Below are 14039 nucleotides of genomic sequence, written 5' to 3'. Positions count from 1 at the left end.
TCGAGCTACGCCACTCGGCCGCGCCTTTCCTTCGCGGCTCAAATCGAGTCTTTATTCCATCCATGCGTTTGAAAGGTAATAACGCGATAACGGCGTCGACTTTCAATTTGTTTCCTTTATCTTTGAATCCTTATCCGACGGGCCTTTCCGAAGCGTTCGCCTTTCAAAGACCAGGCAATCCTCGGGCAAGTACCGACCTAAAGTCGAATTTGATGGTGTCGTAATCACCGCTATAGGGGGCTGTGCAATTCGGTTAGGTAATTTGAATTCAAACAACAGTGCTTTCGTGATGGCCGCAAGTTACGCGCCGGGGCAAGCGCAACAGGGGAAAAAGTCATGGAAATCGCAACGCCTGAATTCCAGATGGAACAGCAGGAACTGCAGGCCATCAGCGCCGCACTCAACCGGGTTCAGGCCATCATCGAATTCGACATGCAGGGCCACGTACTGCACGCAAACGATAATTTCCTGAAGACGCTCGGCTATTCGCTCGACGAGATCGAGGGCAAGCACCATCGCATGTTCTGCGACCCGGAGTACGCGGGCTCGAGCGCCTACCAAGACTTCTGGGCGCGGCTCAATCGGGGCGAATTCGACTCGGGCGAGTACCGCCGCATCGGCAAGGGCGGGCGCGAAGTGTGGATCCAGGCGTCGTACAACCCCGTCATGGACGCCGAGGGCCGTCCGTACAAGGTGGTGAAGTTCGCCTCCGACATCACCGCGCAGCGGCGCCAGACGGCCGAGTTCGAGGGCAAGGTGCGCGCGATCGATCTGGCTCAGGCGGTCATCGAATTCAATCTCGACGGCACGGTCATTACCGCGAACGACAACTTTCTGAAGACGCTCGGCTACACGCTCGACGACATTCGCGGCAAGCATCACCGCCTGTTCTGCGAGCCGGACTACGCGCTCTCCGACGCCTATCGTGAGTTCTGGGCGAAGCTCAACCGCGGTGAATTCGACGCGGGCCGCTACAAGCGGCTGGGGCGCGGCGGGCGCGAAGTGTGGATTCAGGCGACGTACAACCCGATCCTCGACGCCAGCGGCCGACCGTACAAGGTGGTGAAGTTCGCCACCGACATCACGCAGCAGGTCGAGCTCGAGGCAAGCGTGAAGCGCCGCGCGGAGGAAGATCAGCGCAAGGTGGCGCGCCTGCTCGAGACGGTCAACCGCGCGGCGGCAGGCGATCTGACCGGTGAGATCGCCGTGGCGGGCACCGATCCCATCGACCAATTGGCCGAAGGCATTCGTCATATGATGGACGACCTGCGCGCCGTCATCGGCAAGGTGGTCAACTCGGCCGGCGAGTTCACGGGCGCCTCGCGCGACATCGCCGAGCGGGCCAATACCGTCGCCACGGGCGCGCAGGCGCTCGGGGCGACCGTCGAAGAGATGAATGCATCGATCGAGGAACTCACCGCGTCGATCAACTCCATTGCCGACAACACCAAGGGCGCGGATCAGCTCGCCCGATCGACGCAGCAGGAAGCGGAGACGGGGGCGCGCGCCATTGCCCGCTCGGTCGAAGCGATGGAGCTCATCAACAAGTCATCCGAGGACATCAGCGAGATCGTGAAGGTCATTGGCGAGATCGCCGGCCAGACGAATCTGCTCGCGTTCAACGCGGCCATCGAGGCGGCCCGCGCCGGCGAGCATGGGCTCGGCTTCTCGGTCGTGGCAGACGAAGTGCGCAAGCTGGCCGAGCGCTCGTCACAGGCCACCAAGGAAATCTCCAAGCTGATCAACGAATCGACCAAACGCGTGGCGCAGGGCAGCGACGTCTCGCGTCAGGCGGGCGAAGCGTTCGAGAAGATCGTGGCGGGCGTGTCGCGCACCACGCAGGCGATCTCGGAAATTTCCTGCGCAGCCGAGGAGCAGCTCGTGGCCGCGCGCGAAGTGAGCGTGGCGATCCAGCACGTGGCCGAGGAAACCGAGCGCTCGGCGGGCGCGTGCGAGACGATCGCGCAAGCGACCACCGGTCTGAGCCAGGGCGCCGAGGAGCTCGATCGCACGGTATCGCGCTTCAGGGTGTAACGAAGGAGCGCGCGCGCCGCTGCGGGCTGCGTCCGCGAGCGGCGCGCCCGAGGGCGCCGTCCCCCCGCCCCCGGCCTGCCTCATTGCGTCATTGCCTCATTACCTCATTGCCCCGGCCACGCCCGACAGTCCCGCCGTGCGCGGCCGGCTCACCCGTCCGCCCGGAGGGCCCGCCATGGAAATCGAAGCCGACGTCGACCCCGGCACCCAGCAGGCGCTGTTGCGCGCCGTGCATCGCCACACCGGCATCTCGATGAACGAGAAGAAGTGGACGATGCTGCAAGGCCGCCTGCGTCCGCGCCTGCGCACGCTGTCACTGCGCTGCTACCGCGACTATCTCGCGCTGCTGGAGAACGCACCGGACGAAGTGCGCAATTTCGTGAATCTCGTCACGACGAATGAAACGGCGTTCTTCCGCACGCCGCGCGTCTGGGACTACTTCGCGCAGCACTACCTGCCGCGCTGGTATGCCGCGAACCCCGGGCGCAGCCTGCGCCTGTGGTCGGCGGCGGCGTCCTCCGGCGAGGAGCCGTATTCGGCGGCGATGATTTGCGAGGAATTTCGCGCGCGCCACCCGGGCTTCCAGTATCAGATCCACGCCACCGACATTTCGAGCCAGGTGCTCGCCTCGGCGGCGGCGGGGCGCTACGGCGGACGCAGCATCGACGGTCTGCGGCAGCAGCGCCCGGCCATGCTCGCGAAGTACTTCCGTGCCGACGCGGCCGGCTTCACGGTCGTGCCGGAGCTACGCGCCCACATCACGTTCGCCGAGCACAACCTGTACCAGCACATGGCGCGACGCGAGGCTTTCGATCTCGTCATGCTGCGCAACGTGCTGATCTATTTCGAGACTGCCGACCAGGAACGCGTGCTCGAGAACGTGCGCCGCACGCTCGCCCCCCACGGCGTGCTGATCGTCGGCGAATCGGAGTCGCTTGCGCGGCTCTCGACCGGCTATCGCTTCGAGCAGCCGCTCATCTACCGGAACCAGGGAGCACCGAATGGGGCCGTCGCATGACATCCAGGTATTGATGGGCGAGGTGCGCCTGGGGCGCGGCGGCGACGTGTTGCGCGCAACCCTCGGCTCCTGCGTGGGTATCGGCCTGATGTGGCGGGCGCGCGGCCTGTACGCGCTGGCGCACTGTCTGCTACCCGAGTCGCCGCAGCCGGTGCTCGCCATCGGCGCGAAGTACGTCACGCAGGCAGTGCCGTCGCTGCTCGCGCTCCTGAAGGCGACCGGTGCACGGCGCGGCGAGATCGAGGCCGTGATTGCCGGGGGCGGCAACATGATGCCGCACCAGCCGCCGGCGAGGCACGGGCTGATCGGCGAGGCCAATGCCAGAGTGGCGCAGGCGCTCGTCACCGCGGCGGGCATCCCGATCGTGCATATCGAAGTCGGCGGCGACGTCGGCCGCCAACTGACCATCGACTGCGCACGGCACGCATTTGCCGTGCGCACCATCGGCTGCAACGGCGGCGCGGCCGCCCCTCGCCGCCCGGCCCTCCGACTCGTGGGACGTGAATCATGAATGCTCGCACGCCAGGCTTTCCCTTCCTGCCGGTCTCCACGCGCGACGCCGTCGCCGGCACGGCCGTTCTGCCGCAGACGACGTCGCCCTATCACGCGTATCAAGGCGTCGGCGCGCCGGCAAAGGCAACGCCCGAGGCGCCCAAAGTGCCCAAAGTGCCCAAAGTGCCCAAAGTGCCCAAAGTGCCCACGATGCCCAGGACGGACGAGGCCGAAGTCTTCGGCTCGTTCCATCTCGGCGGCATTGAATTCGCACTGCCCATCGCCGCGCTGCAGGAAGTGGTGAACTATCCGTCGCGCGTCACGCCCGTGCCGCTCGCGCCGCCGTTCCTGCTCGGGCTGTTCAACCTGCGCGGCACGCTCATCCCCATCGTCGATCTGAAGCCGCTGCTGGCGATGACGGCCGACGCGCCCGCGGCGCACCACGACGCCGGCAAGATCGCCATCGTCGACGTCGATGGCGTGCGCGTGGGGCTGTGGTTCGACGCCACAGGCGAGCTCCTGCGCGTGCGCGCGTCGCAACGCACCAGCTTTCAGTACGGCACCTCGCATACGGCGCCACGGGTCATCGCGGGCGCGCTCAAGCTCGACGGCGGCGATCGCATTCTGCAAATCCTCGCGCCGGGCGCCCTCGTGCGCATCGAAAACATGCCGCAGTTGATCGCACGCCAGGCGCTCAGCGCGCCGCAGCGCCGCCAGCAACGTCAGCGCCTGCAGTGCGTGTCGTTCACCGTCGAGCGCTCGCGACTCGCGCTGCCGATGAGCGCGATTCGCGAAATCATCCGCGTGCCCGAGCTGCAGAATTCGGCGCTCGCGAGCGCGTTCTGCGTCGGCATGCTCAACCTCCGGGGCACGATCGTGCCGGTGATCGACTTCGCGCACTTCCTCGGCCTGCAGGCCGCCCGCCCGGATGCGGGCATCGCAGGCACGGCGTCCGACCCGCGCCGCATCCTGATCGTCAGGCAGGAGGACGTCCACTTCGGGCTGCTCGTGGACGCCGTGGACAGCATCGTCACGTACTTCGCCGATGAACTGCTCGCCGTGCCGTCCTTCAGCGCGTCGCATGCGCAGCTCTTCGCCGGCTGCATCGCGCGCGATCCGGCGGACGACATCGTGCTGCTCAACGCCGACGAACTCTTCACGCATTCACAGGTGCTCGAACTCACGCGCGGCCACCGCGAGCTGTATCGCGAGGCGCCCGCCACGCAGCACGCGAGCGCGAGCGAGGCGGCGGCGCGCATGGGCGCGAAGTCGTCGCGCGGCACGCGCCACGCTTACGTATCGTTCCGTTTGCAGCACATGCTCGCGGTGCGCCTCGATCAGTTGCGAGAGATCATTCACGACTCGCCCGACGTCATGCCGGCGCCGGGCGCGCCGCCCTTCGTGCGCGGCATCCTGAACCTGCGCCGCGAGCTGGTCACCATCGTCGATTTGCGCGCGCTCTACGGCATGCCGCCGCACGACGATGCGCAGGGGCGCAAGATCCTCGTAATCGAACACGGCAAGGACAAGTTTGGCCTGCTGGTCGACGCGATCGAGAACATCGTCACGCTCGACGACGCCGACAAGCTGCCAGTGCCGGCGCTGCTGCTCGGCCGTGCCACGCACGAGATGCGCCACGACATGCGTGAAGCCGTGGAGTTGCCGGCGGCCGGCGCTCAGGCGCGCACGGCGATGCTGCTGGACCTGCAGCCGCTCAGGCTACGGCTGGAGACCGCGCTGGCGCAGTGATGCGCCGGCGCCAAAGCCTTGCGGCGTCTCGGGGGGGCGGGGAGCGGCGCGCCGCGGGCGGGCGAAGTGATGGCGCGCGCCGTGGCTTATGCGCGAAGCCGGGACGGTGACAGCCCGGCTCAGACGGCTTCGTGGCGGTGGATGTCGTGCGTGACGAAGCCCGTGGTGTCGCTCGGCATGGCGAGCCAGTCGGGATGCGCGAGGGTGCGTCGCATGTCGTCGAGACCGCTCGACCAGTGATCGAGCATGGCAGCCAGCCCGAACTGGTAATCCTTGTAGTGGCCCTCGTATTCCTTGTTCCGGTAAATGAGCTGGATCACGTTGTAGCGTTTGCTGCACGCGATTTCCTGCGCCGCGTGGCACCACGGATCATGCGCGCGCACGTCGGCAGGCACGCGCTCGAGCACCTCGCGCAACACGCGGCGATAATGCTGCGCACGCTGCAAGTTGTCCGTGACGAGACGCGTGCGGCTCGAGAACTGGATGTCCTTTTGCCGGTCGGCCACGTCGTTCAGATTGTCCGGCAGCGGGCCGCGCGCACTCCACAGATCCACCTGGAACGCGATCGTGTCGCGCCGCGGCGAGGTGCCCAGCACCTCCGAGAGCGGGGTATTCGATACGAGACCGCCGTCCCAGAAATACTGCCCATCGATCTCCACGGCGGGAAAGCCCGGCGGCAGCGCACCGGACGCCATGAAGTGCTCCGGACGCAGGACCTCGCGCGTATTGTCGAAATAGACGAAGTTGCCGGTATGCACGTTGACCGCCCCGACGGATACGCGAATCTCGCGCGAGTTGATGCGATCGAAGTCGGCGAAGCGTTCGAGCGTGGCGCGCAGCGCGGTCGTGTCGTAATAGCTCGCGTGCGCGGGATCGCCCATGGCGGTGGGCAGCGGCTGCGGCCAGCGCGGTGTGAAGAAGCCCTTCTGCCCCTCGACCAACGCGCGCCAGGCCTGCCACGCGCTGTACGCAATACGCCCCGATTCCGGACCGTTGAGGATGGCTGCTTCGAACGGTGCGGGCAGCGGTGGGAACACGGCCGGCTCGCAGATCGTGCGCCAGAACGCTTCGAGCTGAGCCACGCGACGCTCGGGCGCATTGCCGGCGATGATGGCGGTATTGAGCGCACCGATCGAAATACCCGCGATCCAGTTCGGCTCGATGCCCGCTTCGTACAGACCCGCGTACACACCCGCCTGGTAGGCCCCGAGCGCGCCGCCGCCCTGCAACACGAGCGCCACCGTCTCGTAAGGCGGCAGTTCGATGGCCCGCTTGGGGACTTTCGGCGGATTGGCCGTCATGAACGTTCTCCTGAGGCTTGCAGACGCTGACCGGGTGCGACGGCGCGGGCGGCTCCCGCCCCCGCCTCGCGCGTCGGGAATTGGCCGGCTACTAATTGGCCGGTTACTGCATGAACCAGCCGTGGCTCACCACGAAGGACTGCCCCGTGAAGGCGGCCGACGGGAACGTGCACAGGAAGAGCGCGGTCTGCGCGACGTCGTCCACGGTGGTGAATACGCCGTCGACCGTGCCGCCGAGCATGACCTTCTTGATGACCTCGTCTTCCGAAATGCCGAGTTCCTTGGCCTGTTCGGGAATCTGTTTGTCGACGAGCGGTGTGCGCACGAAGCCCGGGCAGATGACGTGCGAGCGCACGTTGTGCTTCGCGCCCTCCTTGGCGAGCACGCGCGCGAGCCCGAGCAGCGCGTGCTTGGCCGCCACGTAGGCCGACTTCAGCGGCGAGGCCTCGTGCGAGTGCACCGAGCCCATGTAGATCACGATGCCGCCGCGATCGTCCTTGTACATGTGCTTGAGCGCCGCCTTCGTGGTGAGGAAGGCGCCGTCCACGTGAATGGCCTGCATCTTCTTCCAGTCGGCGAACGCGTAGTTCTCGATCGGATTGACGATCTGAATGCCCGCGTTCGAAATCAGAATGTCGATCGAACCGAACGTTTCGGCGACCTTGTCGATGCCGCCGTTCACGGCGTCTTCGTTCGTCACGTCCATCGCCACGCCGATCGCGCGCCCGCCCGCCGCCTTGATCTCTTCGGCCACGGCGTCGGCGCCCTGCTGGTTCAGATCGGCAATGGCGACTGCCGCGCCGGCACGCGCGAGCGTGAGCGCGATTTCCTTGCCGATGCCGCTCGCCGCCCCGGTGACCACGGCGACCTTTCCATCCAACTGATTCACTGACTGGCTCATTTGCACACTCCCGATTCGTCAAAATGGCGGGTCATGCGGTGCTGGGCGCACCGGCATGGCTCGTCGGATATACAGCGTTCACCACGTTCGCTTGATCGCGTCCAAACGGAAAAGGCGCCTTGCGGCGCCTTTTCCTGCATTACCGCGCGATCGGCTTGTAGCGGATTCGCTTCGGCTTTGCTGCCTCCTCGCCGAGGCGCTTCTTCTTGTCGGCCTCGTACTCCTGATAGTTGCCCGGGAAGAACTCGACGTGCGAGTCGCCCTCGAAAGCCAGAATATGCGTGGCGATGCGATCGAGGAACCAGCGGTCGTGCGAGATCACCAGCACGCAGCCGGCGAATTCGAGCAAGGCGTCTTCCAGCGCGCGCAGCGTCTCGACGTCCAGGTCGTTCGACGGTTCATCGAGCAGCAGCACGTTGCCACCGGAGATCAGGGTCTTGGCCATGTGCAGACGGCCGCGCTCGCCGCCCGAGAGCGAGCCGACCTGCTTCTGCTGGTCCGAGCCCTTGAAGTTGAAGCGGCCGATGTAGGCGCGCGACGGCGTTTCGTACTTGCCCACGGTAAGCACATCGGCGCCGCCCGAAATCTCCTCGAACACGGTCTTGTTGCCGTCGAGCGCGTCGCGGCTCTGATCGACGTAGGCCATCTTCACGGTCGGCCCGATCTTGATCTCGCCGCTGTCCGGCTGCTCGCGGCCCGTGAGCATCTTGAACAGGGTCGATTTACCGGCGCCGTTCGGGCCGATGATGCCGACGATGGCGCCCGGCGGCACCGTGAAGCTCAGATCGTCGATCAGCAGACGGTCGCCGAAGGCCTTCGAGACGTTCCTGAATTCGATCACCTCGTTGCCCAGGCGCTCACCCACGGGGATGAAGATTTCCTGGGTCTCGTTGCGCTTCTGGTATTCCTGATTGTTCAGCTCGTCGAAGCGGGCCAGACGCGCCTTCGACTTCGCCTGACGGCCCTTCGGGTTCTGGCGCACCCACTCCAGTTCCTTCTTGAGCGCCTTCTGACGGGCCGACTCGCTCGCCTCTTCCTGCTTCAGGCGCTGCTCCTTCTGGTCGAGCCACGAGCTGTAGTTGCCCTTCCAGGGAATGCCGTGACCGCGGTCGAGTTCGAGAATCCACTCGGCGGCATTGTCGAGGAAGTAACGGTCGTGGGTCACGGCCACCACGGTGCCCGGAAAGCGCGTGAGGAACTGTTCGAGCCAGTCGACCGATTCGGCGTCCAGGTGGTTGGTCGGCTCGTCGAGCAGCAGCATGTCGGGCTTGGAGAGCAGCAAACGCGCGAGCGCCACGCGGCGCTTCTCGCCGCCCGAGAGCACGCCGATCCTGGCGTCCCACGGCGGCAGGCGCAGCGCGTCGGCGGCAACTTCCAGCGTCTGCTCGATATTGTTGCCGTCGCTCGCGGCAAGAATCGCTTCGTACTTGGCCTGCTCGGCGGCGAGAGCGTCGAAGTCGGCGTCAGGCTCGGCGTATGCGGCATAGATTTCGTCGAGCTTCGCGCGTGCCTGCATCACCTCGCCCATGCCGCCTTCCACGGCCTCGCGCACTGTCTGCTCCGGGTCGAGCTGCGGCTCCTGCGGCAGATAACCGATGTTCAGGTTTGCCATCGGGATCGCTTCGCCCTCGATCTCCTTGTCGACGCCCGCCATGATCCTGAGCAGCGTCGATTTGCCCGAGCCGTTCAGGCCCAGCACGCCGATCTTGGCGCCCGGGAAGAACGACAGGGAGATGTCCTTGAGGATATGACGCTTGGGCGGCACGATCTTGCCCACGCGGTTCATGCTGAATACGTACTGTGCCATTCGGCTTTCCTGATTCTGAAACGGTTGTGACGGCTCTCGGGCGAGCGCCAGATAGCGGCAAGTTTAACAAAGGGCGACACGCACGGCATCGGGCGCGTCGATCACGAGTTCGCCGCGCGCGTAGGCGCAGCAAGGCAACAGCCAGCCCTCGGCCTTCTCCTCGCGCGACATGCCCGGCCACTCGATGCGGTACGTTACCGGCGCCGGTGCGCCGCCCGTCTGCGCCCGGCACAGACAGGCCCGGCACGTGCCGTTGCGGCACAGGCTCGGCAGCCTGACGCCCGCCGCCTGCGCGGCGAGCAGAATCGGCACGTCGGGCGGCGCATCGAATTGCCAGCCCGACGGCGCAAGCGTGATGCGGCATGCAGGCGCGCCTGGCGCACGAGTGTCGCGCGCGGCGTCGGCGCACGGTTCGGAGACGTTGGCGGAGTCGGGGGGCGGACGGTTCAAGGCAAAGGCGCTCGGTGGGCGTCGAAACGGTGCACGGCGCATCTTGCGCCAACGCGCTACCATAACCCGTTCCCCGACCTTTTGTCGCCTCGGCGGGCGCGTCGCGGGCATCGAGGTCCGTCGCCCGGCAATGCCCGGCCGCCCCTTCGCTCCGTGCCCGCCGTGCGCTGCGATCTCCATTACGGTCCGCCCATGTCCGCCGCCCCCGAAACTACGCCTGCACACGCGCCCGCCAGTAAGCCCAACGGCAAGCCCGCCAATGTGGCCGCCAATGTGGCCGCCAATATGACCGTCAACGCGCCGTCATCGGAGGCCGCGGCTGCGGGACAGCCTGCTGGATCCACCGGGCCCACCGGCCTCATCGACACGTCCGGCCTGGAAGCCGCGCTGCACGCGTTTGCCGATGCGCGCGATTGGCACCGCCATCACACGCCGAAGAACCTTGCGATGGCGTTGTCGGTCGAAGTCGCCGAACTGGTCGAAATCTTCCAGTGGCACACCGAGGCCGAAGCGAAGGCCGTCATGCAGACGAGCGAAGCGCGACACGTGGAGCAGGAACTGGCCGATATCGCCATGTATCTCGTGCGGCTCGCCTCGGTACTCGGTGTCGACCTGAATCGCGCCGTACACGAGAAACTCGTCATGAACGCCGAAAAGTATCCGGTGCCGCCGGCCTGACCCACACCTTGCAATGTCGCCCCGCGCCCCCATACCAGGCGTACCGGGCGTACCGGGCGTATCGGGCATACCGGCCATACCGGGCATTACGGTTGCGCGCGTCCCAAGGCGATTCCCTCGAATGTCGAAGAGATTCATGTCCATGTCGCAGTCCTCTCCAGGCTCTCGGGCCTCTCAGGCGTCCCCGCCCCCCACGGCGCCCACGGCGTCGCCGTCACCGCCTGGCGCGGCGCACGCGCACGGCAAGCCGTCGCGACGCACGCTGCCCGCGCGGCCGCGCTGGCTCATGCTCGCCATCATCGCGCTGCTGCACGCCTACATCGGCTGGCGCCTGCTCACGCCCCTGCCGGTCGCCCCCGGCTGGAAGGTGCTCGGCGCGGCGTGGCTCGTGGCGTCGACGGTGCTCATCCCCCTGGGCCTCATGAGCCGCGCCATCCAGCGCGAGCCGCTTGCGACGCTGCTGACCTGGGCCGGCATGACGGCCATCGGCATCTTCTCGTCGCTGTTCGTACTCACGGTCCTGCGCGACGTGGTGCTCGGCGTGGCGCTGGCGGTCTCCGGGGCCGACGCCCAACTCGCCACGCGCTCGGCCATCATCGTGCTGGTGCTCACCGCCGTGTCGACCCTGCTCGGCTTCTACAACGCGCGGCGCCTCGCCCGCGTGGTCGAGATCGACGTGCCCATCGCCGACCTGCCGCCCGCACTCAAAGGCTTCACCATCGTGCAGTTGAGCGACATTCACGTGAGCTCGACGATCCGGCGCCGGTACATCGAAGCGATCGTCGAGGCCGCGAACGAACTCAAGCCCGACCTGGTGGCCATCACCGGCGATCTGGTCGACGGCGGCGTGCCCGCGCTGCGCGAGCACATTGCGCCGCTCGCCCGGCTCACGTCGCGCCACGGAACCTATGTCTGCACCGGCAACCACGAGTACTACTCGGGCGCGCCGGCGTGGGTCGAAGAATTGCGCCGACTCGGCCTCACCGTGCTGGAAAACGAGCATGTGGTGCTCGACCACGAGGGCGCGGCGCTGACCATTGCCGGCGTGACGGATTTCACCGCGCATCACTTCGACCCGGCAAAGCGCAGCGACCCCATGGCCGCCGCGGCGGGCTCGCCCGAAGGCGTCCCGCGCGTATTGCTCGCACACCAGCCGCGCAGCGCGCCCGCGGCCCAGGAAGCCGGCTTCGATCTGCAACTCTCCGGTCACACGCATGGCGGACAATTCTGGCCGTGGATGTACTTCGTGCCGCTGCAACAGCCCTTCGTGCATGGCCTGCATCGGCTGGGGCGGCTGGCCGTGTACGTGAGCCGCGGCACCGGTTACTGGGGCCCGCCCAAGCGCTTCGGCGCGCCCTCGGAGATCACGCGGATCCGGCTGGTTCCGGGCAACGCCTGAGCCCGGGCCCGGTCTGCGCGGCATCCGCCTTCGTGCCTTCGCGCCTTCCCCGGCGCCGCCGCGCTGCCCGGGCGAGCGGCATTCGATGACGCTACAATCGCCCTTGCCTGAATGTCCCATGCTGCTGCCGTCATGAAGTCACTGCCACCCGCCTCTTCGCTCGAAACCGTTGCCGTGCGTCTGCGCGGCAAGATCACGGGCGTCGGCTACCGTCAGGCGGCCGTGCGCGAGGGTCACCTGATCGGCGTGCGCGGCTGGGTGCAGGCGCTGCCCGAGGGCGACATCGTCGCCATGGTGCAGGGCACGCCCGACCAGGTCGACAAAATGCTGGAGTGGATGCGGCATGGCCCGCCCGGTGCACGCGTGACCGACTTCGAGAGCGAAGTCGAGTACACGAGCCGGCGTTTCGACCGTTTCGAACAGCTCTGACATGACGCGCCCCGCCACGCTTCGCACACGCCTTGCCATCGACGATGACGCGCCGCGCATCGTGACGCTGCTCTCGCAGCTCGGCTACGACACGCCGTTGGAGATCGTCCGGCGCAATATCGCGCTGTCGGCGGCGCAGGGCGACGACGCCGCGTTCGTCGCGCTCGACGCCGACGGGCAGATTGTGGGATGCATCGGGTTGCACGCGCTCACCATGTTCCATCTGGCGGGGCGGCTAGGGCGCATTACGGCGCTGGTGGTGGAAGAAAATGTGCGGGGCTCGGGCGTGGGGCACGCGCTGATGGCGGCCGCGCACGCGTGGTTCCGCGAGCGGGGGTGCGAGAAATTCGAAGTGACGAGCAGCGACCATCGGGTCGCCGCGCATCGCTTCTATGCGCGCCATGGCTACGCCCGCGACGGGCAGCGGCTGGCGCGTCAGAGTCAGACGACGTCGCTGACCTAGTTCTTGTGACGGTAGTTGATGCGGCCCTTGCTCAGGTCGTAGGGCGACATCTCCAGCGTCACGCGGTCACCCGCGAGAATGCGGATGCGGTTCTTCTGCATGCGGCCGCTCGCATATGCCACCACTTCCACGCCGTTCTCGAGCGTGACGCGAAAGCGATTGTCCGGCAACACATCCGAAACGTGTCCGCTGAATTCGATCAGTTCTTCCTTGGCCAATATCGTGTCCTCTTTTGGGCGCCGCTCGCGAGGGGCGCGGCACCGGTGTTACAGAAGGTTCGTTCGCCAATACCTTCGCCGCACCCCGGTGCTTGGCGGGGTGCACATCGAACGCCAAAAGGAGCCTACCCGGCGGACCGGCCATGTCGGACATGGCGGCGCACCGAAACGCGGCGATGGTTCGAAGGAGCAAGGCACATTGCGGCAGTGCCGCAATGACGAGCAGTGCGTGTCGGGAGGGCGAAGACCGTGCGGTCCGCGTCATCGGCACAGCGAGTGGTCCGGCCCGCGGGACATGGCTGTCAGCGGCGCCGATAAAGCATTTCGCGATCGTCAGGCGATGATCGGCGAATTTTCGCCGATTCCGCAAGCATACGCCTTTCTGCGTCGCCCGTGGGAAAAATGTGCTGCCGGCAGGCCATGCCGGGGGCTTTCCGAGGCAATTTGTGGCGCATTGCATCATGGCGAGCACCGAGGGACCATTTCGCGCCCCGGGGCGTCCGGTCGACTCGGTGAGAACGCGAGCATGACGCGCGGCGCGCCCTCAACTATGCTGTAAGTACCCGTAGCCCGCAGGAGGATTGATCATGAAAACAGTCGCTCAGATCCTGAAGTCCAAATCGGTGAACACGGTGTACAAGGTGCGCCCGTCCGATTCGGTGCTCGACGCCCTGACGCTGATGGCTGAAGCGCGCATCGGTGCGGTGCTCGTGAGCGAAGACGACCGCACGATCGTGGGCATCTTCACCGAGCGCGACTATGCGCGCAAAGTGGCGCTCATGGGACGCACATCGGTCAACACCCCGGTGCGCGACGTCATGACCTCGGCAGTGCGCTACGTGAGCCCCGATCAGACGAACGAGGAATGCATGTCGCTGATGACGGAGCATCGCATCCGCCACCTGCCCGTCATGAAGGACGGCGAACTCGTGGGCCTGCTCTCGATCGGCGACCTCGTCAAGGCGATCATCTCCGAGCAGCAGTTCACCATCGACCAGCTCGAGAACTACATCATGGGAGGCGCCGCCGCCATGGCGGGCCGCTCGCCTTCGCGGCCGAGCTGACGCCGGAAAGGCCGGAAAGCCCGGAAAGCCGGGCCG

The 14039-nt window shown here is 66.5% G+C and carries 14 protein-coding genes; 9 read left to right on the top strand and 5 right to left on the bottom strand.

The features are described from left to right. The first annotated feature begins 336 nt into the window (after positions 1–336). The 4 genes from CDN36_RS18120 to CDN36_RS18105 all read left to right on the top strand — a co-directional run bounded on the left by CDN36_RS18120 (position 337) and on the right by CDN36_RS18105 (position 5293). Complete coding sequence (locus CDN36_RS18120) at positions 337–2034, top strand: methyl-accepting chemotaxis protein (protein ID WP_287497496.1); 1698 nt, start codon at positions 337–339, stop codon at positions 2032–2034. Between the two features lie 175 nt (positions 2035–2209). Continuing rightward, entirely contained in the window at positions 2210–3052 is an 843-nt protein-coding gene (locus tag CDN36_RS18115; RefSeq protein WP_150556133.1) for a CheR family methyltransferase, read from the top strand. Continuing rightward, positions 3036–3563, top strand: coding sequence for a chemotaxis protein CheD (locus CDN36_RS18110; protein ID WP_150556132.1), 528 nt, complete (start codon positions 3036–3038; stop codon positions 3561–3563). The genes CDN36_RS18115 and CDN36_RS18110 overlap by 17 nt, the downstream gene beginning before the upstream one ends. Beyond that, positions 3560–5293 carry a chemotaxis protein CheW gene (locus CDN36_RS18105; RefSeq protein WP_287497495.1) on the top strand — a complete coding sequence of 578 codons (1734 nt, stop codon included), beginning with the start codon at positions 3560–3562 and terminating at the stop codon, positions 5291–5293. Before CDN36_RS18110 ends, CDN36_RS18105 begins: the two co-directional genes overlap by 4 nt. Positions 5294–5412: 119 nt before the next feature. Here the strand turns inward: CDN36_RS18105 and CDN36_RS18100 are convergent, their stop codons facing one another. The 4 genes from CDN36_RS18100 to CDN36_RS18085 all read right to left on the bottom strand — a co-directional run bounded on the left by CDN36_RS18100 (position 5413) and on the right by CDN36_RS18085 (position 9752). Next, a complete protein-coding gene (locus CDN36_RS18100; protein WP_150556130.1) occupies positions 5413–6594 on the bottom strand; it encodes a DUF3734 domain-containing protein in 1182 nt (393 codons plus the stop codon). Positions 6595–6697: 103 nt separating this feature from the next. Beyond that, entirely contained in the window at positions 6698–7483 is a 786-nt protein-coding gene (locus tag CDN36_RS18095) for a 3-hydroxybutyrate dehydrogenase (protein WP_150556185.1), read from the bottom strand. Positions 7484–7634: 151 nt separating this feature from the next. Further along, positions 7635–9302: an energy-dependent translational throttle protein EttA gene (gene ettA / locus CDN36_RS18090; protein WP_287497494.1), complete on the bottom strand. Its 1668-nt coding sequence runs from the start codon at positions 9300–9302 to the stop codon at positions 7635–7637. A gap of 63 nt (positions 9303–9365) precedes the next feature. Then, the gene (locus CDN36_RS18085; RefSeq protein WP_353846867.1) at positions 9366–9752 is read right to left on the bottom strand and encodes a 2Fe-2S iron-sulfur cluster-binding protein; all 387 of its coding nucleotides are present in this window, start codon (positions 9750–9752) and stop codon (positions 9366–9368) included. A gap of 360 nt (positions 9753–10112) precedes the next feature. Between CDN36_RS18085 and CDN36_RS18080 the strand changes: the two genes are divergently transcribed. The 4 genes from CDN36_RS18080 (at position 10113) to CDN36_RS18065 (ending at position 12721) form a co-directional block, all read left to right on the top strand. Next, complete coding sequence (locus CDN36_RS18080; protein WP_287497519.1) at positions 10113–10430, top strand: nucleotide pyrophosphohydrolase; 318 nt, start codon at positions 10113–10115, stop codon at positions 10428–10430. A gap of 286 nt (positions 10431–10716) precedes the next feature. Then, complete coding sequence (locus CDN36_RS18075; protein WP_287497493.1) at positions 10717–11829, top strand: metallophosphoesterase; 1113 nt, start codon at positions 10717–10719, stop codon at positions 11827–11829. A 132-nt stretch (positions 11830–11961) separates the two neighbouring features. Then, on the top strand, positions 11962–12258 hold the full coding sequence (locus CDN36_RS18070) for an acylphosphatase (protein WP_174966392.1): 297 nt from the start codon (positions 11962–11964) through the stop codon (positions 12256–12258). 1 nt (position 12259) lies between these two features. Beyond that, positions 12260–12721, top strand: a complete 462-nt coding sequence (locus CDN36_RS18065; protein WP_150556127.1) for a GNAT family N-acetyltransferase — start codon at positions 12260–12262, stop codon at positions 12719–12721. On the opposite strand, the gene infA is transcribed toward CDN36_RS18065, so the two are convergent. Further along, on the bottom strand, positions 12718–12939 hold the full coding sequence (gene infA / locus CDN36_RS18060; RefSeq protein ID WP_039393473.1) for a translation initiation factor IF-1: 222 nt from the start codon (positions 12937–12939) through the stop codon (positions 12718–12720). The two genes, CDN36_RS18065 and infA, sit on opposite strands and share 4 nt — an antisense overlap. A gap of 587 nt (positions 12940–13526) precedes the next feature. On the opposite strand from infA, the gene CDN36_RS18055 reads away from it, so the two are divergent. Next, on the top strand, positions 13527–14003 hold the full coding sequence (locus CDN36_RS18055) for a CBS domain-containing protein (protein WP_150556126.1): 477 nt from the start codon (positions 13527–13529) through the stop codon (positions 14001–14003). The last annotated feature ends 36 nt before the right edge of the window (positions 14004–14039 follow it).

Origin of the sequence: Pandoraea sp. CB10b_02 (assembly GCF_002216225.1) — a bacterium.
Taxonomy (GTDB): Bacteria; Pseudomonadota; Gammaproteobacteria; order Burkholderiales; family Burkholderiaceae; genus Pandoraea; species Pandoraea nosoerga.
Note: the sequence above shows the minus strand (reverse complement) of the source record. Positions and strands in the feature narration are given on the sequence as shown.